Raw genomic sequence first — 23,143 nt, 5'->3', positions numbered from 1 at the left:
CGGCTCCTGGCCTGAAGGGGAGTCAGGCGCTGGTGATCCAGTTTCTGTATTCGGCGCTATCGAGATGGTTGAGCGTGTTGAAGCTTTGCAGCATCAGGCGCTTGGGGCTGATGCTGAATTCGGTCACGGCAATATTGCGCAGCCGCATATTGAGGGCGATGGTCACTTCGGGCGCGGTGCCAAGCACCTGGCCCACGGCAGTGGAGATGGGGCCGCCGCTGCTGACCAGCAGCACGTTGCGGCCGCTGTGCTGATGGCGTATCTCCTCGAGCACCTGGTGCACGCCGTCCGCAAAGCCGTTCCAGTCGGGCATGCCCTGCGGGCTGATGGTGCCTCCCATCCATTGCGCCAGCGCGTCACACAGCAGGCGGAAATGATGGCGGTACAGCTCGGGCGTATCGGGCCTGGGCAGCGGGGCCGGGTGGATGGCGCGCAGCAGGGCTTCGCTGTCGTACTCGTTGAGTCCGGGCCGGCTTTGTGTCTCGGGGCCGGAAGCGCTGCCCAGGCCCTGGACGATGCCGGCCAGCGTCTGCTGATGGCGCTTGAGCGTGCCTGCGTAGACGGCGTCGAACTTCAGACCTCGCTCACGCCAGTACTCACCCAGACGCACGGCCTGATCCTGGCCGCGTGGGCTGAGCTGGTCGTAATCATCCGCGCCAAACGAGGCCTGGCCATGGCGCACAAGGTAGAGGTTTCCCATGGCGCGGATGTTGGGCCTTGGCCGCTTGCCGCGCTGTCATGCCTGCGACCAGGTGGCGCTTGGGTGACAGCGGACTGGTTCGCATTTCCGCATCCCGCATCGGGATTGAGGTGCAGGCATGGCCTGGCGCTCGGTTAAGATAGTTGAGAGCTATTCTCAAAAACATAAAAACACGCTCCGCTTTCGGTACTGGTTCACGGATCTCCTGCGCTTGGCTGGCAGGAGGCTTGTCGGTTTCAAAGCGGAGCGTGTTTTTTTATGCCTGTTCACCTTCTGGAGCCCTCCATGTTTCGACGACCCCTGTTTGCACTGGCCGCCGTTGCCAGCCTGTGCGCCCCTGCGCTGTCCGCCCACGCCGAGGACATCACGCTCTATACCACCCGTGAACCGGCTCTGATCCAGCCCTTGCTGGCTGCCTTCACGGCGCAGACCAAGATCGGCGTGAAGACGGTGTTCGTCAAGGACGGCCTGCTGGAGCGCGTCAAGGCCGAAGGCCAGCGCTCGCCTGCCGACGTGCTGATGACGGTGGATATTGGCAATCTGCTGGATCTGGTGGACGGTGGCGTGACCCAGCCCGTCAAGTCCAGCGTGCTGGAGGCGGCCATTCCGGCCCAGCTTCGCGCAGCAGACAACCAGTGGTTTGCGCTGTCCATGCGGGCTCGCGTGCTGTATGCCGAAAAGGACATGAAGATCGGCGCCTTCCGCTATGAAGACCTGGCCAAGCCGCAGTTCAAGGGCAAGGTCTGCAGCCGTGCCGGCCAGCACCCCTACAACACGGCGCTGATCGCCGCCATGATCGCCCATGACGGCGAAGCCAAGACCGAGCAGTGGCTCAAGGGCGTCAAGGCCAATCTGGCGCGCAAGGCCACGGGCGGCGACCGCGATGTGGCGCGCGACATTCTGGGCGGCATCTGCGATGTGGGCCTGGCCAACACCTATTATGTGGGCCATATGAAGGCGGCCAAGGAAGGTACGGACGCACGCAAGTGGGGCGATGCCATCAAGGTCGTCAAGCCTACTTTCAACGATCCCAAGAGCGGCACGCATATCAATATCAGCGGCGCCTCGGTGGCCAAGCACGCTCCCAACCGCGATCAGGCCGTGAAGCTGCTGGAGTTCCTGGTTTCCGAGCCGGCCCAGAATATGTACGCCCAGGCCAACTACGAGCACCCTGTGCGCAAGGGCGTGGCGCTGGATCCCGTGGTGGCCCAGAGCATCGGCGAGATCAAGATCGATCCGCTGCCGCTGACCGAGATCGCCAAGCATCGCAAGGCTGCCAGCGTGCTGGTCGACAAGGTTGGGTTTGATAAATAAGTAGCACCCCCTGAGGCGCTGATGCGCCTTCCCCCTCTCTCGCTTCGCGGGAGGGGGACAACACCTTCGCTGCGAGGCGGCTCTTGCTCGGTGTTCCTTTGATGGAGCATGCCTGTCCAAGGGCCGTTTCCTTTTTGGTTTTTTGATGTTTTCTTATCTTCGTTCAGGGCTGCGGCCCGTCGGGCCGGTGTGGCAGGGCGCAAGCTGGTTGATTGCGCTGGGGGTGTTTGCGCCCATTGCCTCGCTGGCCTGGCTGGCGCTGGGGGCGGACTGGGCGCACTGGCAGGATCTGCTGCGCTATGTGCTGCCCGATGCCGCCGCCAATACGGCCTGGCTGCTGGGCGGGGTGGGCCTGGTGGTTCTGGTGGTGGGCACGGGCTGCGCCTGGCTGGTGACGGCCTGCGATTTTCCGGGGCGGCGCTGGCTGCACTGGGCGCTGCTGCTGCCGCTGGCCATGCCGGCCTATATCGTGGCCTTTGCCTATCTGGATCTGCTTCACCCCATAGGCCCGGTGCAGGGCGCGCTGCGCGGGTTGCTGGGTTACGAAAGCCCGCGCCAGTGGCGCCTGCCTGATCTACGCTCCATGGGCGGCGCGATCTTTGTGCTGGGGTTCACGCTCTACCCCTATGTGTATATGACGGCACGGGCCATGTTCATGACCCAGCCGGCACATCTGATGGAAGCTGCACGCTCGCTGGGTGAAACCCGCTGGGGGGCTTTTTGGCGCGTGGCCCTGCCCATGGCGCGGCCGGCACTGGTCGTGGGCCTGAGCCTGGCGTTGCTGGAGACGCTCAACGATATCGGTGCGTCCGAGTTTCTGGGCGTGCACACGCTCACGGTGTCGATCTACACCACCTGGGTCACGCGCTCCGATCTGGCCGGTGCCGCGCAGATTGCCTGCTCCATGCTGCTGGCCGTGGTGGCCCTGGTCTGGCTGGAGCGTCAGGGCCGCAGTCGCCAGCGCTTTGGCTCGGCCCAGCGCATGAGGGCCATAGCGCCGCACCGCCTGCCCCCAGGCACTGCCTGGCTGGCCACGCTGGCCTGCAGCCTGCCGGTGCTGATCGGCTTTGCTGCGCCAGCGGCCTATCTGGCCTGGGAAAGCGGCAAGCGTCTGGTGCAGGGCTCGGGCGTGTCCGAGGGCCTGGTCTCCAGCCTGCTCAACACGCTGGGGCTGGCGCTGGGCGTGACCGTGATTGCGGTGGCTGCGGGTCTTGTCGTGGCCTGGGCCACGCGCACCGGCATCAGCACGCGAGCGCCTTCGCGCTGGCCAGCGCAGCTGGCGGCGCTGGGTTACGCCGTGCCGGGCACGGTGCTGGCGATTGGTTTGCTGACTCCCGCGTTGGCGCTGGATGCCGGGCTGGCCAGCCTGTTTGGTGCCAAGGGCTTGCCGCTGATGGGTCTGGGCGTGGTGCTGGTCGCGGCTTGCGTAATTCGCTTTCTGGTCATGCCCGTGGGCGGCATCGAGGCCGGACTGGCCCGTATCCCGCCGACGCTGGAGCAGGCCTCGCGTCTGCTGGGCGAAAGCCGCCTGGGCACGCTGCGCCGGGTACACCTGCCGCTGCTGCGGCCTGCCATGGCCACCAGTGCCATGCTGGTATTTGTCGATGCCATGAAGGAGCTGCCTGCCACCTTGCTGCTGCGCCCGGCCGATTTCGACACCCTGGCCACCTGGCTCTATGCCGAAGCCGCGCGCGGTACCTATGAGGAGGGCGCGATCGCCGCGCTGTGCATTGTGGTCGCGGGGCTGGTTCCCGTCCTGCTGCTGGCGCGCACGCAGCTGTCGGATGGGCTGCGATGAATACGCATGAAAATCGGCTGTGGCGCTTATTTATATTGCGCAAGCAGCCATTGAAAATGAATAGGATGAACAGGACTTGTGCAAACAAGAATGCAGCAACGGCCGGCCTCCCGAGGCAGTCGTACTGCCCGAACCCGTTTTGCCTAAGTCTTGACGAAGTGACTGCATGACCGCCTCTCTACAAATTGCGCAGCTGCAACTGGGCTATGAAACGCCTATGGGTCTGCACACCGTGCTGCAGGGCTTTGATCTGCAGGTGCCTGCAGGTCATATCGCCAGCCTGCTGGGGCCCTCGGGTTGCGGCAAGACCTCCGTGCTGCGTGCGATCGCGGGCTTCGAGCCGGTGCGCGCGGGCAGCATTCATCTGGGCGAGGTATTGCTCTCCGGCCCCGGCACGCACCTGCCTCCCGAGCAGCGCCATGTGGGCATGATGTTTCAGGAGTATGGGCTGTTCCCGCATTTGACGGCATTGCAGAACGTGGGATTCGGCCTGCGTCGCATGGGCAAGCCAGAGCGCGACAAGCGTGTGCAGGAGCTGCTTGCCGTGGTGGGGCTGGCGAATTCAGGTAGCAAATTCCCGCACGAGCTGTCCGGCGGACAGCAGCAGCGTGTGGCGCTGGCGCGAGCCCTGGCGCCGTCCCCGGCCCTGCTGCTGCTCGATGAGCCATTTTCCAATCTCGACGCAGCCACGCGCGAGCGCCTGACGCTGGAGGTGCGCGACATTCTGCGGGCTGCCGGGCAGATGGCTATTCTGGTCACGCACAACGCGCAGGAGGCCGAAACCATGGCCGACCAGATCTGCAGGATGACGCCGGTTCAGCTCTGAGCCGGCCCTGAGGTTTAAAGCAGGACGCGGCCCGAGGTGACGGTCACGGTGTGGCCGCCCACCCAAAGCTTGCCGTTGGCAGCGGTCTGCACATGAACCTGTCCGTCACGGCCCACGCATACGCCTTGCGCGGCGATATAGGGAGTCTGCAGCAGACCTTCGTCCGTCAGCCATTGGGCCAGCGCAGCATTCAGGCTGCCTGTGACAGGGTCTTCGCTCGCGGTCTCGCCTACCAGGGCGCGTACTTCCAGACGCGGCTGGGCTGAAGTCACTTTTTCTTGAGCGGCTTCTTCAGCCTGCTTGGCAAAAGCGCGGGCTTCGCGGCTGGAGCGGCCGATCAGCGGGGCATCCTCTTGCACCTCATAAATGGCTGCCAGACCGGCTTTGGCCCCCAGCTTCTTGAGCGCTCCAAAGTCTGGCTCCACACTCAGAACCGTATCGGGGTGGTCCAGCAGCAGGCCCAGCCAGGGCGAGCCGTTATGGAGGCTGCGCGCCATCAGCAGCTGCTCACGCTGCAGGCCCAGAGCCTGCAGCACAGGTGCCAGTTCCTCTTCGGGAATTTCCTGAGAGTCGAGTGAAGGTGCTTCGAAAAAAAGAGCGCCTTGCGCATCGCAGCCAATGGCTACCAGGCCTTTTTTGCATTCCTGCAGCACCTGCTCGGGGTTGCGCGGCTGGCCGCCCTGGGCCAGCCAGGCATGGCAACTGCCCAGCGTGGGGTGGCCGGCAAAAGCCAGCTCGCCCGCGGGCGTGAAGATACGCAGTTGGTAGTCGGCTCCAGCGGCCAGCGCTGCGGCGCTGGGCTGCAGCACAAAGGTGGTTTCCGATAGATTGGTCCAGCGCGCGAAGGCCTGCATCTGGGCCTCGCTCAAGCCATCGGCACCCAGCACCACGGCCACGGGGTTGCCGAGCAGCGCGGTGTGCGTGAACACGTCCACGGTCATATAGGGACGGGATAGCGCGATATGGGGGGCTGGAGCAGACATGGGCAGCGATTGTCGGCAAAAAGAAAAACCGGCGCTGCACGGAGGTTCGTGTCAGGCCGGTTGATGAGGCGCAACATATGCCAAACGGTGCCAGGGACACCGAGGAAGCGCTGCCGCGCACCGATGGTGTCGTCCCCCTCCCGCGAAGCGAGAGAGGGGGAAGGCGGGGAGCGCCTCAGGGGGAGCTTTCAGGTCAGAGGCTGGCCTTGATGGCCTCGGCCAGGGACTTGATGCCGATGTTGATCTGCTCGGCAGACACCGTCACATACGACAGACGCAGCGTGTTGTTCTGCGCATCGCCGGCGTAGAAGGGGGCGCCGGGCACAAAAGCCATATTGCGCTCCACGGCCTTGGCCAGCAAGGCCTGGGCGTCCATGCCTGCAGGCAGCCTGACCCAGAGGAACATGCCGCCCACGGGACGTGTCCATTGCACGTCGAGGCCGGCCATCTCGCGCTCCAGGGCCATCAGCATCACATCGCGCTGAGCCTTGTACATGGCCCGGATGGTGGGCACATGGCGGTCCAGGAAGCCGTCCTTGATGACTTCAGCCACCACACGCTGGTTGAAACTGGGGGTGTGCAGGTCGGCAGCCTGCTTGGCCTGGGTCAGCTTGCCGTACACGGACTTGGGCGCGACGATGAAGCCGATGCGCAGGCCGGGGGCCAGCACCTTGGAGAACGAGCCCATGTAGATCACGCCCTCGGGGTTGCGTGCAGCCAGGGGCAGGGGCGGCTCCTGCTCGTACCAGAGGTCACCGTAGGGGTTGTCCTCGATCAGAGGGATATCCAGTTCTTTGGCCTTTTCCACCAGAGCCTGGCGGCGCGCATCGCTCATAGTGCGGCCGGTGGGGTTCTGGAAGTTGGGCAGCACATAGGCCAGGCGGGCCTTGTCGGCGCCACTGCCGATCTGCCTGGCAAAGTCCTCGATCAGCATGCCTTCGTCGTCACTGTCCACGCCCACGGCCACGGGTTCCATGGGGGTGAAGGCCTGCAAGGCGCCGAGGTAGGTGGGCTTTTCAACCAGCAGACGGCTGCCCTTGTCCAGGAACACCTTGCCAATCAGGTCCAGCGCCTGCTGGCTGCCGGTGGTGATCAGGATCTGCTCGGGATCGACACTCCAGGGCAGGAAGTCGGCAATCGCCTGACGCAGCGGGGCAAAGCCCTCGGTGGTCGAGTACTGCAGGGCTGCGGCACCGTCACGCTGCATCACGGTCTGGCAGGCTTCGGTGAATGCGTCCAGAGGGAAGGCCTTGGGGGAAGGCAGGCCGCCAGCCATGCTGATGATGCCGGGGCGGTCGGTCAGCTTGAGGATCTCGCGGATGGCGGAGGAATTCATCTTGGCAGCACGTTCTGCCAGCGTCCATGTTGTCATAAAACAGTACTCGATCTCTACATTGCCAGCCCGGGCAGGGCTGGCCGGTGTGCATTCTCACGCCGTTGTCGGGCATGTGCCGGCCTGAGCTTGGGGCTCGGGATGCAATCGCTGCGGCGCACAAAGCGCTGCAACCATGCACCAGCAGGTGGGCTTATTGTGTCGCGGCCGGTTTGCCTGTGTGGGCTGGCGGGCAATTGCGACGGTGTGGTCTGAAGTCGGTGAGACCGCAGACCGTGACCATAGCCCTGTGTGGAGGGCGGCCAAGAGAGGTTGATGGACTCAATATACGCTTGAGACCATTACAGTACCTATACAGACAGTCTCACAATTATGGCTTCTGTATTGGTGTCCGCTTCAATACAGTTCGCTGCATATCACCATGTCCATCTCCCTGTCCCGCCAGGCGGCCCTGACCCTGACCCAGCAACTGGCCGAGCGTCTGGCCGAACGCATACGCACCAGGCTGCTGCCCGCAGGCGCGCGCCTGCCTTCGGTGCGTGAATGCGCGCGCCAGCAAGGCGTGAGCCCCTACACGGTGGTGGCTGCCTACGACCTGTTGCAGGCCCAGGGGCTGGTCGAGGCCAGGCCGCAGCGCGGTTTTTATGTGCGCGATATTGTGCAAAATCCGCTTCAAATGCCTGAAGGTAAAGCGCATATAGCTATCAATGAAGGAGCAGTCAATACCCCGGTAGGCATCCCGCCGGGCACGCGTATCAACGCCACCATGCTGATTCGCGGCATGTTTGTGGAGAGCGTGGCCGGCAAACCCCAGCCCGGTGCCGGTGTGCTGCCCGCCGAATGGCTGGATGCCGGCTTTCTGGTGGCCGCCATGCGCAAGGTCACAAGCGGGCAGGCGCTGCGCGAATCACTGGTGCGCTATGGCGAGCCCATGGGCGACAGCCGGCTGCGCGAGGCGCTGGCGCGGCGCCTGCAGCGCATAGGCATTGCGGTGGGGACTGGCCAGATCATCACCACCCTGGGGGCGACCCAGGCGCTGGACATCGTGAGCCGAGCCTTGCTGCAGCCCGGCGATCCGGTGATGGTGGAAGAGCCGGGCTGGGCCGTGGAATATGCGCGCCTGGCCGCCATGGGCATGCGCGTTCTGCCCGTGCCGCGTGGTCCCGAGGGGCCGGACATGGCGGTGATGCAGCGCTATTGCGAGACCATGGCCCCCAAGCTCTATGTGAGTGTCAGCGTGCTGCACAACCCCACGGGCTACAGCCTGAGCGCGGCCAGCGCCCATGAGGTGCTGCAGATGGCGCAGCGCCATGGCTTCTATGTGGTGGAGGACGATAGCTACTGCCATATTGCGCCCGATCACGCTCCGCGAGTGTCGGTACTGGACCGGCTGCAGCGCAGCATCTACATCAGCGGCTTTGCCAAGGTGCTGGTGCCTAACTGGCGTCTGGGCTACCTGGCGGCGCCGCCCGAGCTGGTCGAGAGACTGCTGGACACCAAGCTGCTGTCTACCCTGTCCACGCCGACCCCCATGGAGCAGGCCCTGGCCCTGTGCATGGAGCAAGGCCAGCTGCGCCGCCATGCCGAGCGCCTGCGTCAGCATCTGGCCCAGGCGCGCACGCGCAGCGTGGCGCTGGCCCAGGCAGCCGGTTGCCGTTTTGTGGCCGAGCCTGCGGGCATGTTCGGCTGGGTGGATACCGGTGTGGATACCGAGGTGCTGACTCAGCTGCTGCTGGATCAGGGCTACATGATTGCCCCTGGTGCCATGTTCCATGCCAGCCGGGGCTCCAGCACCTGCATGCGCATCAATTTCGCGACCACGCAGGACGCCGCCTTCTGGCGGGTCTTCGAGCGCGTGGTGACCCAGATGCGGGCCCAGGCACAGAAGCTTTAGCCCAGCTGGACGGAGCCCTGATGGATATGGCAGTCGGTGCGCAGCAGCAGCTCGCCAAAGGCGTCGGACATCAGATAGTCGAACTCCACGGGGCGCTGCCTGCCGATGGCATCGCCCTGCACCACGCAGCGGACTAACCAACTGGCCATCTGTTTGTCATAACTGGCTGTACTGGGGCATCAAAGCCATAGACGCAGGCAAAGCCATGATTCATGGGGATGTCTGAAGGCGCTGCGGTCAGGAGGCGGGCCACCGCTTAGCGGCCGGCGCGGTTGAGCGCGCCCAGAGCATCTCGTGCCGGGTTGCCCGTGTTGCTTGGAGTTTCCGCATCGAGCCTAGCTAGCTGCGTGATAAATGCGTGCGCGCCCCGTCTGCGATGCGCCGCGCAGGCTGCTTTCGTAGGTGCTGTCTTCGGCAGCAGGCACCAGGGCCTTGGTGCGGCGCTGGTTGAGCACGGAAAGCCGCGCCAGCTGGTCGCGGACCAGGGAGATTTCGCGGTCCAAGTGCTGTGCGCGCTCGCGCAGTGCAGGCGTCCAGTCATCGGCCGAGACGCGCTTGACGAGCTGGGAGAACGCCACCATGGCGTCACGCAGGCGGGTGCTGGACTGCTCCAGCGCGGATGAGTCCGGTGACTGCAGCGATGTCGAAACGGTCTGAATCACCGCATCCAGCGAATCGAGCATTTCCTGCAAGGTCATCGGGTCAGCCTTTGTTCGTGAGTTCAGGCGCGGGCGCTTCAGCCGCGCGCGTGAACCAGGAATTCTTCGGTATTGGCCAGCAGCTTGTCTGCCACGGCCTCGGCGTTGACGCGGAAGCTGCCATTGGCGATGGCTTCGCGCATGGCCTTGACGCGATCAGCATCAAAGTCGGTGTTGGTGCGGCTTTGACTATCCAGGGCGCGGGCCGAGGACGAAAAGGACACGGGCACGCCAGCGGCGCGCTCGGACAAGCCTTTGGTCGATTCCTCGGTGGCAACCGTGGTGGCGGATTTCGGGGCCTGCTTGGCGGCTGCAGCGGTCTGCTGCAGGTCCGGTTTATTGCCTATCTTCATGCTGGTTCTCCAATCGCCCTGTATCGGCGTAGGGCGCTGTAGCCTTGCTTTCGACAACGGCGCGTAAAACTTGAGGAATATTTGGCATGGTCTTTAAAGTGAGTGTGCACTCTCTTGTTATTGAACCAGAACCACGCCATTGGCATTGACCGTTCCTGTGACAAGGCGGCCATTATCCATGCGAACCCGTACCTGTTGTCCTTCTCCGGCGGCAGTCATCGCCTTGCCCGAGCCGGCAACGCTGAAACCGCCGCCGTTGACCATCACCTGAACGGGCGATCCCGCCGTGAACAAGGCTGGCGGGCGCACCATGTTCTGGCGCAGAGCCTGCCCCGATGTCAGCGCACGCGCCGCGACCATGCCGATGAAATCCTGAGCATTGGCGAAGACGGGAGCGCTGTCCTCGGCCCAGTCCACTTCTGCGGGGACTGCGTCCTCAGCGCTCAGGGTCTTGCCGGCGGGAATATTGCCTTGCGCCACCCAGGCCGGGCCGTAGGCACGCACGGTGATGGGCAGGAACACGTTCCAGGGCACGCTACCCTGCACGCAGCGCAGACCCAGTCGGGTGCGGCCCCACAGGCGGCTGCCTGCAGGCAGATAGGGTTCGACCTTGGCGCAGGCCGCCAGACGCAGGCGCGAGTCCAGCTGACCCATCTGAACTTCCATGCGCAAAGCCATGCCGTTGCCGGCCTGCACGGTCTCGGGCGATGGCTGGTGCAAAGCGGCGTCGACAAAGCGCTGTCCGATCTGGCTGAGCTGCGCCGCGCCATCCTGGGCTTGTGCGCCGGCCGTCAGCAGCAACGCGCCCAGACCCCATGCCGTAGCCAGGCCCCGAGAGGGGCGAAGGCGCAGAAACAGGGAAAAGCGGCCAGACATGCATTAATCCTTTGAAGTATCCGCAGTCACGAGGCTGCAGACGATGCTGGCAAATATAGGCGTGACATGGCTTGCGCAATGGCTTGAAGTGCCAGCGCAATACCGCTTTCTTCGCGCTTTAGTTTGCGCTGCCGATTTTCATAATCCTCGCATGCCGCAGTCCGTGGGCTCCGGCATCCCCGAATTCTGAAAGCGAGGCCGCAATGCTGAACAAAATGACCGAACGACTGGACTTCCAAAGCGAGGCGCTGCTCTTGCGCGCCGAGCGCCAGCGTGCCATTGCCAGCAATATTGCCAACGCCGACACCCCTGGCTATGTGGCGCGCGACTTCAACTTCCGTGAAGCCTTGATGGCCGCGACCAGCGGGCCCAAGCCCTTGACCCAGGCCAGTGTCACGACGGCGGGTCATATCCCGCTGCAGGCGCAGATGTCGGACGAGGCACTCAAGGCCAAGCTCGGCTATTCGGTCAATTCCCAGCCCAGTCTGGACAACAACACCGTGGACCTGGATCGCGAGCGCGCCAATTTCGTCGATAACTCCGTGCGCTATGAAGCCACGCTGCGCTTCATCAACGGCCAGGCCAAGACCATGCTCAGCGCCATTCAAGGCCAGTAAGCCCAGGAGCTAAACCATGTCCATGTTTTCCATCTTCAATATCTCGGGCAGTGCGGTCAGCGCCCAGTCCCAGCGTCTGAACGTGGTGGCCTCCAATCTGGCCAACGTCGATGCCGTGGCCGGCCCCGACGGCAGCGTCTACAAGGCGCGTCAGGTCGTGTTTCAGACCGTGCCCATGGGCAATGACGGCAGCGCAGGCGTCAAGGTCAATGCCATCAGCGAGGACAACACGCCCGGCCGTCGCATCCACGACCCCAGCAATCCGCTGGCCGATGGCGAGGGCTATGTCACCCACTCCAACGTGAGCGCCGTGGACGAGATGGTCAACATGATCTCGGCCTCGCGCTCCTATCAGAACAACGTGGAAGTCATGAACACGGCCAAGACGCTGCTGCTCAAGACTCTGCAAATGGGCCAGTAAGCCCGGGAACACTCACATGATCTACGGCGCAAGCAGCGTGGACGGCACCACGACCAACACCACCAGCAAGACCAAAAACTCGGTGACGGACCCCAACGAGGCCCAGGACCGTTTCCTCAAGTTGCTGGTGGCCCAGCTCAACAACCAGGATCCCATGAATCCCATGGACAACGCGGAAATGACCTCGCAGATGGCGCAGATCAATACCGTAACTGGCATTCAGCAGCTGAACCAGACCATGGCCTCCATGTCCAGCCAGTTCTCCGCCATGCAGGTGCTGCAAGGCACTTCCATGATCGGCCGCACGGTGCTGACCGAAGGCAACACCTTGGGCGTGGCGGCCAACGGCACACATACCGCGGCCTTCGATCTGGAAAACCAGGCAGCCAGCGTCAAGATCCAGATCACCACGGCCAGCGGCGAGCTGGTGGACACCATCGATCTGGGTGCCGGCGCGGCAGGCCGCAACTACTTCACCTGGGAAGGCAAGGACAAATACAGCGGCGATGCCTCGCAACTGCGCTACAGCGTGGTCGCCACCAATGGAGCGACCGCCGTGGCATCCACACCGCTGGCGCCCCATGCCGTGATCGCGGCCAGCTCGGCCAACGGCGCGCTGTCACTGGAGCTCGATAACGGCGAGAGCGTGGCTTATTCCGGCATCAAGGCCGTTTACTGATTGAGGAGCACATCATGGGTTTTCAACAAGGTCTCTCGGGCTTGAACGCCGCCAGCAAGAATCTGGACGTCATCGGCCACAACATCGCCAACTCCAACACCACGGGCTTCAAGGCTTCGCGCGCCGACTTTGCCGAGATGATCGCCAGCGCCATCGGCTCGGCCAGCGGCCAGAGCAGCGGCATCGGCGTTAACGTGGCCTCCGTGTCCCAGCAGTTCAGGCAGGGCTCCATCACTTCGACGGGCAACAACCTGGACATCGCCATCAACGGCAACGGATTTTTCGTCGTCAAACAAAGCGACGGCAGCATCGCCTACACGCGCGCCGGCAACTTCGGCCTGGACAAGGAGGGCAACCTCAAGACCGTGGACAACGACAATGTCATGGGCTATGTGGTGGATCCTGCGACCGGCAAGATCCAGTCGGGTGCCACGCCTGTGCCGATGAGCTTTCCCACAGGGCAGCCGATTCCCGCCAAGCAGACATCCAAGGTGAATGTGGAGCTGAATCTGGATGCGCGCGCCACGGCGGCCGCCGGCGACGCTACAGCCACGCCTCCTGTTGCTGCCACGCCGCGGGCCACCTATGGCACCTCGCTGAATGTGTATGACACCCAGGGCACGGCGATCCCGGTCAATCTGTATTTCGAGAAAGACGCCACAGGCAACACCTGGAATGTCTACAACTCGCTCGATGCCACGGCCACGCCCATCGGCAAGGCCGTGTTCGACGCGAGCGGCAAGCTCACCAGCGTCACCCCCAATGCACCGACCACAGGTTCGGGCACTACGCTGAATCTGAGCGTCAGCGGCGGCACGGCTAATCCCAACGGCCTGCAGCCCTTCAATGTCGCATTCGATTTCGGCGGTCTGACTCAGTTCGGCACCAAATTTGCCGTCAGCAGCCTCAAGCAGGACGGCTATACCTCGGGCGCACTGACGGGCATCAATGTGGGCCGCGACGGCTCCATCGTGGCCTCCTACTCCAACGGCGTCACGCGCACCGAAGGCCAGATCGCTCTGGCGGCCTTTACCAATACCCAGGGTCTGGGCTCCATCGGCAACAACAAATGGGTTGCCACCTCCGACTCCGGCCCTGCGCTCAATGGTTCGGCCCAGACCGGCACCTTCGGCTCGCTGCAGTCGGGCGCGCTTGAAGAGTCCAACGTGGACCTGACAGCCGAGCTGGTCAACATGATGACGGCGCAACGCTCCTATCAGGCCAACGCCCAGACCATCAAGACGCAGGATCAGGTGTTCTCCACACTGGTGAACTTGCGATAACAGCTAAGCCCCTGAGGCGCTTTGCGCCGGGGCTGCAAAAGCGATTGATTTGACGGAAGGAGGGTCAGCATGGACAAAATTATTTATACGTCGATGACTGGGGCCAATGCGGCAGCCCAGCGTCAGGCCGTGCTGGCTCACAACCTGGCCAATGCGGGCACCAACGGCTTCAGGGCCGAGATGTCCACCTTCCGTTCGGTGCCGCTGCAGGGTTCGGGGGCCGGCACGCGCGTGTTTGCGCTGGAGGCAACCTCTGGCTATCAGGACACCCCCGGCCCTGCCCAGCGCACCGGCCGGGCGCTGGACGCCATGGCCATGGGCCGTGCCTGGTTTGCCGTGCAGGGACTTGACGGTCAGGAAGCCTACACGCGCAACGGCGTGTTCGAGATCTCGCCCGAAGGGCAACTGGTCAACAGCAACGGCCAGGCCGTGCTCTCCGACGGCGGCGCTCCCATCGACATCCCGCCAGAGTCCACGATTTCCCTGGGCTCGGACGGAACGCTGACCGCCAAGATGGGCAATCAGCTGCCCGTGGCCGTGGGGCGCGTCAAGCTGGTCACGCCGCCCGTCGACGAGCCTCTGGTGCGCGGCGATGACGGCTTTTTTCGCGCGGCCCAGGGCGATGCGCTGCCCAACGATGAAACAGCGCGCCTGCTGTCGGGCTCGATCGAGGGATCGAATGTGAACTCCGTCGAAACCATGGTCGGCATGATCGCGGCCTCGCGCCAGTTCGAGCAGCAGATGAAGCTGCTGCAGACCGCTGAAACCAACGATAAATCCGCCAGCCAGCTGCTGAGCTTGAACGGCTGATAGCCAAAGGAATACGTCATGATCAATTCGCTGTTCATTGCCAAGACCGGCATGGAAGCCCAGCAGACGCAGCTGGACGTGATTTCGCACAATCTGGCCAACGTCTCCACCACCGGCTACAAGCGCGCGAATGCGGTCTTCGAGGATCTGATCTATCAGAACCTGCGCCAGTCCGGCTCCCAGACCACCGAGCAAAATCAGCTGCCCACAGGCCTTCACCTGGGCCTGGGCGTGCGCACGGTGGCCACCAGCCGCAACTTTCTGCAGGGCAGCCTGCAGCAATCGAGCAATGCGCTGGATGTGGCCATCAACGGCAACGGCTTCTTCGAAGTCAACATGCCCGACGGCACGATTGCCTATACCCGCGACGGCTCGTTCGAGGTCGATTCTCAGGGCCAGCTGGTGACGTCCAGCGGCCTGCCCGTGGCCAACGGCATCACCATCCCGCAGGGAGCGACCAAGGTGTCGATCAGCCATGATGGTGTGGTCAGTGTCACCATGCCCGGCCAGGCCGCGCCGCAGCAGGTGGGCAATATTGCGATGAGCCAGTTCATCAATGCAGCCGGCCTGGAGCCCCGCGGCCAGAATCTCTATGTCGAGACTGCCTCCTCGGGCCAGCCCCAGCAGGGCACACCCGGCACCAACGGCCTGGGCACGATTCAGCAGGGTTATCTGGAAGCCTCGAATGTGAACGTGGTCCAGGAGCTGGTGACCATGATCCAGACGCAGCGTGCCTACGAAATGAATTCCAAGGCGATCCAGACCTCCGACCAGATGCTGGCCAAGCTGGCACAGCTCTGATTGATCACTATGTATTGAGGAGCGTGCTGCGCCTTATGTGTATGGTTTTCAGATAGATTAAATGCTGATTTCCATGAATAGAAAGCGCTATATGCTCCTATTTAAGTAGCGTGCATTGCGCACGCAAGGGCACAAGGGGCCAAGCGCCTGACTGCCAAGGACTTGCCGCCATGTTCAAAGCCATTGTTTCCCATTGCCCGTCGCTCTGTGCCCTCACTGCGGCCCTGCTGACGTCGGGCTGCGTCACGCTCAATCCGCCGCCGCCCGTGGACATGCCCTCGACGGCCCCCCCCGTGCTGCAGCCGCGCGAGCAGACGGCCCAGAATCCCACCGGCAGCCTGTTCAACGCCAGCCGTTACCGCCCCATGTTCGAGGATCAGCGTGCCCGCATGGTGGGCGACTCGGTGACCGTGCAGATCGTCGAGCGCGTCTCGGCCAGCCAGAGCACGGACTCCAAGGTCGGGCGTGCCAACGAGCTGAGCACGGGCATCACCTCGCTGCCTCTGCTCAGGGGTGGTGCCGAGAAGACGGTTGCCGATGCGCTCACCCTGGGGGCCGAGAGCAAGAACGACTTCAAGGGCTCGGGTGCCACCAGCAGCAACAACACCTTCACGGGCTCGATTGCCACCACCGTGGTCGACGTGCTGCCCAACGGTCATCTGGTGATTGCCGGCGAGAAGCAGATCGGCGTGAACCATAACGTTGATGTGCTGCGCTTCACGGGCACGGTGGACCCGCGCTCGCTGCGTCCGGGCAGCACCGTGGCATCGACCCAGGTGGCCAATTTGCGCGTCGAGTCGCGCAGCCGTGGCCAGGCCGGTGAAGCCCAGTCAATTGGCTGGTTGTCCCGGTTCTTTTTGAACGTTATGCCGTTCTGATTCTTCCGAGAATGGGCAGTATGAAAGTACTGTCCACGCTCCTGTCACTGCGCCCTGCGCACACCGCCTTGCTGGTGGTCGCAGCCCTTGGCGCCAGCGGGCTCACCCTGCCTGCGCATGCCACACGCATCAAGGAGGTTGCCGCCATCCAGGGCGTGCGCAGCAACCAGTTGACAGGCTACGGTCTGGTGGTCGGCCTCGACGGCACGGGCGACCAGACCACGCAGATGCCCTACACCAAGCAGGCGCTGGCCAATTACCTGGAGCAGATGGGCATCGCCCTGCCGGCCACGGGCAATGCGGCCCAGCTGCAGCTCAAGAATGTGGCGGCGGTGATCATCACGGCCGAGCTGCCGGCCTTTGCGCAGCCGGGCCAGGCCATCGACATCAATGTCTCCTCCATGGGCAATGCCAAGTCGCTCAAGGGCGGCACGCTGGTCGCGACACCGCTGCGCGGCGCGGACGGCGAGATCTATGCACTGGCCCAGGGCAATGTGGTGGTCGGCGGTGCCGGGGCTGCGGCCGGCGGCTCCAAGGTGCAGGTCAATCACCTGAACGCGGGCCGCGTGCCGCAGGGTGCGCAGGTGGAGCGTGCAGTGCCCACTCCCGTCAACCAGGGCAACACGATCACGCTGGGCCTGAATCAGACCGATTTCCAGACCGCCGACAAGATGGTGCGCGCCATCAACCAGCGTATGGGTGCGGGCACGGCCATGGCATTGGACGGCCGCACGGTGCAGGTCAATGCCCCCATCGATCCGGGCTCGCGCGTGCGCATGATCGCCGAGATCCAGGAGATGCCCATTGAAACCTCCAAGCCGGCGGCCAAGGTGGTCATCAATGCCCGCACCGGCTCCATCGTGCTCAATCAGGCGGTGACCCTGGGTCCCTGCGCCATTGCGCACGGCAACCTGTCCATCACCATCAGCACCACGCCGGTCATCAGCCAGCCCGCACCGTTCTCGCAAGGGCAGACCGTGGTGGCGCAGAAGTCCGATATCCAGGTCAAGCAGGAGCCCGGCAAGGTCATCAACATGCCCAATTCGCCCCAGCTCACCGATGTGGTGCGGGCGCTGAACTCACTGGGCGCCACGCCGCAGGACCTGCTGGCCATCCTGCAGGCCATCAAGGCCGCAGGTGCCATGGACGCGGAGCTGGAGGTGATATGAGCACGTCGCTGCCCCATTCTTCATCCCTGGCGGCCAGCAATGCCCTGGCCGTCGATGCACGTTCGCTCAATGCGCTCAAGACGGCTGCCGGCGAGAACAGCCCCCAGGCCGCGCGCGAGACGGCCAAGCAGCTCGAGTCGCTGTTCATGCGCGAGATGATCAAGAGCATGCGCGAGGCGACCATGAAGTCCGGTCTGCTCGACAGCGCGCAGGGCAATCTCAGCACCGATCTGCTGGATCAGCAGCTCTCGGTGGCCATGGCGGGCCAGCCGGGCGGCCTCACCGATGCCATCAGCAAGCAGCTGGCGCGCAGCATGGGGGTCGACGCAGCCGAGGACGCCGAAATTGCCGTGCCTTCCACGCTGAGTCTGAGCCGCAATGCCTGGCGCAATGTGGGCAGCAACGGCGCCTGGAGCGGCAGCCGCAGCCAGGCTGCGCAATCGATCAATGCCTATGCACCGGCTCCCAAGGGGCGCGACAACTTCGTGACGGCGCACACCGGCGCGGCGCAGCGTGTGGCCAGCGAGAGCGGCATCCCGGCCCACTACATGATCGGCCAGGCCGGGCATGAGACGGGCTGGGGCAAGAGCGAGATCCGCAACAAGGATGGCAGCAACTCGTTCAATCTGTTCGGCATCAAGGCCGGTGGCAGCTGGACGGGCAAGGTCGCCGAAGTCACGACCACCGAATACATCAATGGCGCGCCCAAGAAGGTGACGGCCAAGTTCCGCGCCTATGACTCCTACGAGGAGTCCTTCCGCGACTACGCACGCCTGATCGGCAGCAATCCGCGCTACGAAAAAGCCATGGCCCAGACCGGCTCTGCCCAGGCCTATGCCAGCGAGCTGCAAAAGGCCGGCTACGCCACCGATCCGGCCTATGCGCAAAAGCTCAGCCGCGCCATCCAGAGCGTGGCCCAGGTCACAGTCGCGAGCGCCAGCAACAGCAGCGCCAATGTCGCAAGCCGTCTGGGCGCCAGCGCCCGTGCAGCCCAGATCAACAAGATCACCGAGAACCAGTCATGAGTCTTCTGAACGTGGGCGCGCGCGCCCTGATGGCCAACCAGATCGCCCTGCAAACCACGGGGCACAACATCGCCAACGTCAACACCGCTGGCTATTCGCGCCAGAGCGTGGCCTTTCAGACCTCGGCGGGCCAGAACATCGGCAATGGCTATATCGGCAATGGCGCCGATGTGACGACCATCTTGCGCAACTTCAGCGAGCTGCTTAACCGTCAGGCCACGGCGGCCACCGCCGCCAGTGCCGCAGACTCCGCGCGCTCGAACTCGCTCAACCAGTTGCAGGAAGTGTTCTCCGGCGGAACCAACGGCCTGGGCGCGGCCATCAACGACATGATGAATGCGTTTGCCGATGTCAGCAGCGCGCCTACCGACTCTTCGGCACGCCAGGTGGTGCTGACGCGCATGAGCGAGCTGGCCGCGCGCTTCCGCTCGGCTTCTGCCCAGCTCGACGAGATGGACTACAGCACGCGCCAGCAGATGAGCAATGACGTGAATGTGGTCAACAGCTTGTCCCAACAGGTGGCTGCGCTCAATGGTCAGATCAGCAGCGCCATCGCCACGGGCCACACGCCCAATGACCTGCTCGATCAGCGCGACCAGCTGGTTCGTGACATCAACAAATACGTGCAGACCTCGCAGGTCGATGCCGGCGATGGCTCCATCAGTCTGTTCGTGGGTGGCAGCCAGCCGCTGGTGCTGGGGCAGAGTGCGGCCAAGCTCAGCCTGCAGGAGTCCACGCAGTACCCCGGCAGCGGCAAGATGAGCCTGTATTTCCAGCAGCAGGGCGGGCAGTCCGTGGAGCTGACTCCAGCCATGGCTGGTGGCGGCGAGATTGCCGGTCTGCTGCAGTTCCAGAACAACGACCTGAGCGAGGGGCGCAACCTGCTGGGGCGCATGGTGATCTCGATCGGCGATACGCTCAATACGCAGAACCAGCTGGGCCTGACCTTGTCGGGTCAGAAAGGCGGGGCGCTGTTCAATATTCCGATGACGACCACGGGCTCCACCACGGGGGCTCAATGGGTACAGCCCGATACGCCCACGGTCACGGTCAAGGACTCGAGCGCGCTCAAGGCTTCGGATTACAAGATCGTTTTCGGCAACGATGCGCCCAAGGGCAAGGTGGTGCGCCTGTCGGATGGCCAGACCACGGCCTTCAACGATCTGACGGACTTGCGCAGCATGACGATTGACGGTCTGCAGTTCGATCTCAAGAACGATGGCCAGGCTGGCCAGTCCGTGCTGTTCAGTCCTGTGGCATCGGCGGCGCACGATATTCAGACCATGGTGCATTCCGGCAACGATCTGGCGGTGGCCAATCCGGTGTCGGCCAAGATCAACTCGCTGGGCGATGCGGCCGTCCGCATGTCCAGCCTGAAGGTGGGAAAGGGCTTCGATGCCTCTGCCTTTCCTGCAGGAACCACCCTGTCTTTCGCTCCTGATGGGGCGGGCGGCATGACCTACACCATCACTCCTGCCCCCAGCGGCGTGGCTGCGACAGGCGCCTATATCTCCGGGCAGGCCATTGAGCTGGCTCCGGGGCTCAAGGTGACGCTCACCGGCACGCCTGCAGTGGATGGTGCCACCAGCGATACCGTGAGCTTCGGCCCCAACAGCTTCTACAGCTCGGATACGGGCAATGCCAGCTCCTTCCTGTCGTTGCGCGACGCCGTGATCTTCGATGGCGCGACCACGCTCAGCGATGGTTTTTCCACCGCCATGGCGCAGATCGGCACACGCACGCAAAGCGCGGCCTACGCAGCCAAGCTGTCCGACTCGATTGCCAAGAATCTGGAGGGCGATCGCACCGCAGTGTCCAGCGTCAATCTGGATGAAGAAGCCGCCAAGCTGCTGCAGTACCAGCAGTCCTACCAGGCCTCGGCCAAGATGCTGCAGGTGGCTCAGGGCATTTTTGACAGCGTGATCCAGGCCGTTGGCCGTTAACCCCCTACAGCCGGAGAACAAGCATGAGCATCAACCGCATTGGCACGGCCAATATGTATGACAGCACCATCAACAACCTGGGCTCGCGTCAGAGCAGCCTGGTGGACCTGATGGAGAAGACCACGGCGGGCAAGCGCGTGCTGCGCGCCAGCGACGATCCCGTGGCTGCGGCCCAGGCCGAGCGTGCGCGCACGCGCATCACCCGTTCCGAAAATGACCAGCGTGTGCTCGGTGCCCAGCGCGATGTGATCGCTCAGGGGGAGTCCGAGCTGGGCAAGGCCTATGGCGCGTTGCAGGATTTTCGGGATCTGCTGCTGGGTGCTGGTAACGGTTCGTATGACTCGGTTGCGCGCGACGCCCTGGTCCAGCAGCTGCAGAGCCTGCGTGACCAGGTTCTCGGTTATGCCAATGCCAAGGACTCCAACGGCTTGCCGATCTTTCGCGGGCTGGGCAGTCCCGATACACCGCTGCTAAGCACGCCTCCGGGCTCGAGCAGCCAGCTCAACCCCGGGCAGAACACCGGCAGTGACAACGGCCTGCCCATCTCCCTGGATGGCCATGCGGCCTGGCTGAACGTGCCTACCGGCAATGGGGTGTTTGTGGTGAACGGCGCTGCCTCCAATTCCGGCAAGGCCTGGGCGGATGCGGGATCGGTCACCGACCCGAGCAAGGTCACAGGCGATAGCTACACCCTGGTATTCACCAAGGATCCGACTACCGGTGAGGTCAGCTACGAGATCAACTCCAGCTCGGCCACGGCGACCAATCCCGTGGTTCCGTCCACGCCCTACAAGGAAGGGCAGGCGATTACCGTCGGCGGTCAGCAGATCAGCATCAAGGGGGCTCCGGCCGACGGCGACAGCTTCACCATGTCTCCAAGCACACGCACCGATATTTTCAGCGTGCTGGATCAGGCCATTGCCACTGTCAAGGGCGGCACGGGGGGATCGACCGCATTGCAGCAGGGTCTGGGGCGCGCCTTGAGCGAACTGGATTCGGGCATGAATCGGGTGCAGGCCATGCGCAGCTATGCTGGCGACCAGCTCAAACGTGCAGACGGCCTGGAGTCCGACATGAAGGATCAGGCACTGACACAGGAAGGAGCGCGTTCGCGTGCCGAAGATATCGATATGATCACGGCGCTGTCGCAAGTGGAGACGCAGAAGGTGGGCTTGCAGGCCGCCCTGCAGTCCTATGCACAGATGCAGAAGCTCTCGCTGTTCAACTACATCGGCTGATTTACGCGGGCCTTGCCTGTCCTGACATCTCGTTGTTTACCTGTCCAAATCCTCCATGACGCAGTCTGCCCTCAGTTCCTTGACTCTTGGTTATCGGCCGCTTTGGGGACGTACGCGACGCCTGGCAGGGATTCAGCTTTATGTCCACGAGGACTCGGGCTCCTGTGCCGACATGGCGCATTTTCTGCGCACGGTGGATGAGATCTGGAGTCGTCAGGCCCCGCCGCTCTTGATATCGCCGCAGTCCCGCCAGGTTCTGTGCAATCTTCTTGAACATGCACCTCAGGGCAGTCCCTGGATAGAGGTGCGCGGCGACTGGCTGCAGCAGGATGAAGGTATCTACGAACTGGTGCAGAAGGCCAAGGCACGCGGGCTGATGCTGGTCTGGGGAGGATCGCTGGCCGATGTGCCAGATGCAGATGCTGCGCGCTGCTTTGCCAGCAGCCTGCTGAGCCTGCCGCCGGAAGGTGCCGCTGGATTGCCCAATGCCGTGCGCTCCGGCCAGCCGACAAAAGATGCGGATAAGGAGAGTGCCTCGGGCTTTTTTGCCACTCAGCCCCTGAGTCTGCTGGACGGCCAGATGTACCAGAGCCTGCAGAGCCTGGAGCTGGCGCGCTCCTGTCTCGACGAGCATGAAGCGGCGGCCGTGGCCGGCTGGCCCGTTGCAGACACCATGCAGGCCTTTCGGCTGCAGCAGCCCCAGCCCTCGCGCGATGCGCTTTTCAGGCTCATGAAAGCCATCGACAAGGAACAGTCCCTGGATGTGATGGAAGAGATCCTGGGCTCGGACCCGGTGCTGGCCTATCGCTTTTTGCTCTATACCAACTCGGCCGCACTGGGCCTGCGTCGCGGCGTGGACTCGCTGCGCCGCGGGCTGGTAATGCTGGGGCTGGGTACGCTGGAGCGCTGGCTGGCCGACCAGCTGCCCCACGCCTGTACCGAACAGGACCTGGTGCCTCTGCGCACGCAGGTTGTGCTGCGCGCCAGACTGGCCGAGCAGTTGATCGAGGCCGGGGTGAGCCTGGACCTGCAGCGCGAGATGTACTTGTGCAGCCTGTTCTCGCAGCTGGATTTGCTGCTGCATGAGCCGGTGGCCACCATCTTGCGACGCACGCCGCTGAACGAGCGCATTTTCGATGCCATCGTCACGCGCTCCGGTCCTTATGCGGCCGTGCTGCAGATGAGCCAGGCTCTGGAGAGTCGTGACCCGGCGCCTATCCGGCAACTGCGCGAGCAGGAGGATTGGGAGGCCGAAGACCTCAACCGGATGCTGCTGCGCATGCTCAGCGAACTCAAGCTGGGCATGCCGCAGGCTCAGAGCTGAGTGTCTCGGTGAAAATTCGCTAAGAAAAGGCTCCATCGCCTGACAGGAAAGCGCAGGCAGCTATCAAATTGCTGGATGTGCCGTGAGGCCGAGTCGTGCATAAGCAGGGCTTGGCTGCCGCTTATCCGCGCATTGCCAGGGCGCCGGATTCGGACAATTGGGATATCCAATCCGTCCGTG

Annotated in this window: 23 protein-coding genes; 16 read left to right on the top strand and 7 right to left on the bottom strand. The window is 63.6% G+C overall.

The genetic code is table 11. The annotated features are described in order from the left end of the window. Window positions 1-22: 22 nt before the first annotated feature. A complete protein-coding gene (locus CTATCC11996_RS15935) occupies window positions 23-700 on the bottom strand; it encodes a histidine phosphatase family protein (RefSeq protein WP_003077999.1) in 678 nt (225 codons plus the stop codon). A gap of 285 nt (window positions 701-985) precedes the next feature. On the opposite strand from CTATCC11996_RS15935, the gene CTATCC11996_RS15930 reads away from it, so the two are divergent. From CTATCC11996_RS15930 to CTATCC11996_RS15920, 3 genes are all read left to right on the top strand, one after another. Then, the gene (locus CTATCC11996_RS15930) at window positions 986-2,014 is read left to right on the top strand and encodes an extracellular solute-binding protein (RefSeq protein WP_003077997.1); all 1,029 of its coding nucleotides are present in this window, start codon (window positions 986-988) and stop codon (window positions 2,012-2,014) included. A 145-nt stretch (window positions 2,015-2,159) separates the two neighbouring features. After that, entirely contained in the window at window positions 2,160-3,812 is a 1,653-nt protein-coding gene (locus CTATCC11996_RS15925) for an ABC transporter permease (protein WP_034349403.1), read from the top strand. Between the two features lie 166 nt (window positions 3,813-3,978). After that, on the top strand, window positions 3,979-4,638 hold the full coding sequence (locus CTATCC11996_RS15920; protein ID WP_003077993.1) for an ABC transporter ATP-binding protein: 660 nt from the start codon (window positions 3,979-3,981) through the stop codon (window positions 4,636-4,638). 14 nt (window positions 4,639-4,652) lie between these two features. Here CTATCC11996_RS15920 and CTATCC11996_RS15915 read toward each other — a convergent pair whose 3' ends face one another. Beyond that, window positions 4,653-5,579 carry a PhzF family phenazine biosynthesis protein gene (locus tag CTATCC11996_RS15915; RefSeq protein WP_003077992.1) on the bottom strand — a complete coding sequence of 309 codons (927 nt, stop codon included), beginning with the start codon at window positions 5,577-5,579 and terminating at the stop codon, window positions 4,653-4,655. A gap of 235 nt (window positions 5,580-5,814) precedes the next feature. Continuing rightward, window positions 5,815-6,993: an aminotransferase-like domain-containing protein gene (locus CTATCC11996_RS15910; protein ID WP_003077991.1), complete on the bottom strand. Its 1,179-nt coding sequence runs from the start codon at window positions 6,991-6,993 to the stop codon at window positions 5,815-5,817. A 382-nt stretch (window positions 6,994-7,375) separates the two neighbouring features. On the opposite strand from CTATCC11996_RS15910, the gene CTATCC11996_RS15905 reads away from it, so the two are divergent. Beyond that, window positions 7,376-8,848 carry an aminotransferase-like domain-containing protein gene (locus tag CTATCC11996_RS15905; RefSeq protein ID WP_003077990.1) on the top strand — a complete coding sequence of 491 codons (1,473 nt, stop codon included), beginning with the start codon at window positions 7,376-7,378 and terminating at the stop codon, window positions 8,846-8,848. Here the strand turns inward: CTATCC11996_RS15905 and CTATCC11996_RS25905 are convergent. The 4 genes from CTATCC11996_RS25905 to flgA all read right to left on the bottom strand — a co-directional run bounded on the left by CTATCC11996_RS25905 (window position 8,845) and on the right by flgA (window position 10,775). Next, window positions 8,845-8,997, bottom strand: coding sequence for a hypothetical protein (locus CTATCC11996_RS25905; RefSeq protein WP_003077989.1), 153 nt, complete (start codon window positions 8,995-8,997; stop codon window positions 8,845-8,847). The two genes, CTATCC11996_RS15905 and CTATCC11996_RS25905, sit on opposite strands and share 4 nt — an antisense overlap. Window positions 8,998-9,183: 186 nt before the next feature. Beyond that, window positions 9,184-9,546 carry a hypothetical protein gene (locus CTATCC11996_RS15900; RefSeq protein WP_003077988.1) on the bottom strand — a complete coding sequence of 121 codons (363 nt, stop codon included), beginning with the start codon at window positions 9,544-9,546 and terminating at the stop codon, window positions 9,184-9,186. A gap of 38 nt (window positions 9,547-9,584) precedes the next feature. Further along, window positions 9,585-9,899 carry a flagellar biosynthesis anti-sigma factor FlgM gene (gene flgM / locus CTATCC11996_RS15895; RefSeq protein ID WP_003065535.1) on the bottom strand — a complete coding sequence of 105 codons (315 nt, stop codon included), beginning with the start codon at window positions 9,897-9,899 and terminating at the stop codon, window positions 9,585-9,587. Between the two features lie 117 nt (window positions 9,900-10,016). Continuing rightward, a complete protein-coding gene (gene flgA / locus CTATCC11996_RS15890; protein ID WP_003077987.1) occupies window positions 10,017-10,775 on the bottom strand; it encodes a flagellar basal body P-ring formation chaperone FlgA in 759 nt (252 codons plus the stop codon). A 203-nt stretch (window positions 10,776-10,978) separates the two neighbouring features. Here flgA and flgB point away from each other — a divergent pair, with 203 nt between their 5' ends. The 12 genes from flgB (at window position 10,979) to CTATCC11996_RS15830 (ending at window position 22,963) form a co-directional block, all read left to right on the top strand. Then, complete coding sequence (gene flgB / locus CTATCC11996_RS15885; RefSeq protein ID WP_003065531.1) at window positions 10,979-11,392, top strand: flagellar basal body rod protein FlgB; 414 nt, start codon at window positions 10,979-10,981, stop codon at window positions 11,390-11,392. Between the two features lie 16 nt (window positions 11,393-11,408). Then, window positions 11,409-11,813 (top strand): flagellar basal body rod protein FlgC, encoded by a 405-nt coding sequence (gene flgC, locus CTATCC11996_RS15880; RefSeq protein WP_003059205.1) that lies wholly within the window; start codon window positions 11,409-11,411, stop codon window positions 11,811-11,813. Window positions 11,814-11,829: 16 nt separating this feature from the next. Further along, window positions 11,830-12,492, top strand: coding sequence for a flagellar hook assembly protein FlgD (locus CTATCC11996_RS15875; protein ID WP_003077986.1), 663 nt, complete (start codon window positions 11,830-11,832; stop codon window positions 12,490-12,492). A 14-nt stretch (window positions 12,493-12,506) separates the two neighbouring features. Continuing rightward, window positions 12,507-13,775 (top strand): flagellar hook protein FlgE, encoded by a 1,269-nt coding sequence (gene flgE / locus CTATCC11996_RS15870; protein WP_003077983.1) that lies wholly within the window; start codon window positions 12,507-12,509, stop codon window positions 13,773-13,775. Window positions 13,776-13,844: 69 nt separating this feature from the next. Beyond that, window positions 13,845-14,585: a flagellar basal body rod protein FlgF gene (locus CTATCC11996_RS15865; protein WP_003077982.1), complete on the top strand. Its 741-nt coding sequence runs from the start codon at window positions 13,845-13,847 to the stop codon at window positions 14,583-14,585. Window positions 14,586-14,603: 18 nt separating this feature from the next. Beyond that, complete coding sequence (flgG, locus tag CTATCC11996_RS15860; RefSeq protein ID WP_003059201.1) at window positions 14,604-15,386, top strand: flagellar basal-body rod protein FlgG; 783 nt, start codon at window positions 14,604-14,606, stop codon at window positions 15,384-15,386. 170 nt (window positions 15,387-15,556) lie between these two features. Continuing rightward, window positions 15,557-16,264 carry a flagellar basal body L-ring protein FlgH gene (locus CTATCC11996_RS15855; RefSeq protein ID WP_003077979.1) on the top strand — a complete coding sequence of 236 codons (708 nt, stop codon included), beginning with the start codon at window positions 15,557-15,559 and terminating at the stop codon, window positions 16,262-16,264. A 20-nt stretch (window positions 16,265-16,284) separates the two neighbouring features. Further along, window positions 16,285-17,433, top strand: a complete 1,149-nt coding sequence (locus tag CTATCC11996_RS15850; protein ID WP_003065520.1) for a flagellar basal body P-ring protein FlgI — start codon at window positions 16,285-16,287, stop codon at window positions 17,431-17,433. Further along, the gene (gene flgJ, locus CTATCC11996_RS15845; RefSeq protein WP_003077977.1) at window positions 17,430-18,458 is read left to right on the top strand and encodes a flagellar assembly peptidoglycan hydrolase FlgJ; all 1,029 of its coding nucleotides are present in this window, start codon (window positions 17,430-17,432) and stop codon (window positions 18,456-18,458) included. Before CTATCC11996_RS15850 ends, flgJ begins: the two co-directional genes overlap by 4 nt. Further along, the gene (gene flgK / locus CTATCC11996_RS15840; RefSeq protein ID WP_003077976.1) at window positions 18,455-20,401 is read left to right on the top strand and encodes a flagellar hook-associated protein FlgK; all 1,947 of its coding nucleotides are present in this window, start codon (window positions 18,455-18,457) and stop codon (window positions 20,399-20,401) included. Before flgJ ends, flgK begins: the two co-directional genes overlap by 4 nt. A 23-nt stretch (window positions 20,402-20,424) precedes the next feature. Further along, window positions 20,425-21,639, top strand: a complete 1,215-nt coding sequence (flgL, locus tag CTATCC11996_RS15835) for a flagellar hook-associated protein FlgL (protein WP_003077974.1) — start codon at window positions 20,425-20,427, stop codon at window positions 21,637-21,639. A gap of 55 nt (window positions 21,640-21,694) precedes the next feature. After that, window positions 21,695-22,963 (top strand): HDOD domain-containing protein, encoded by a 1,269-nt coding sequence (locus CTATCC11996_RS15830; protein ID WP_034349396.1) that lies wholly within the window; start codon window positions 21,695-21,697, stop codon window positions 22,961-22,963. Window positions 22,964-23,143: the final 180 nt, after the last annotated feature.

The sequence above is a fragment of the Comamonas testosteroni ATCC 11996 genome (assembly GCF_000241525.1).
GTDB classification, from domain to species: Bacteria; Pseudomonadota; Gammaproteobacteria; order Burkholderiales; family Burkholderiaceae_C; genus Comamonas; species Comamonas testosteroni.
The sequence above is the reverse complement of the archived record's forward strand: the minus strand, read 5'-3'. Positions and strand labels throughout refer to the sequence as shown.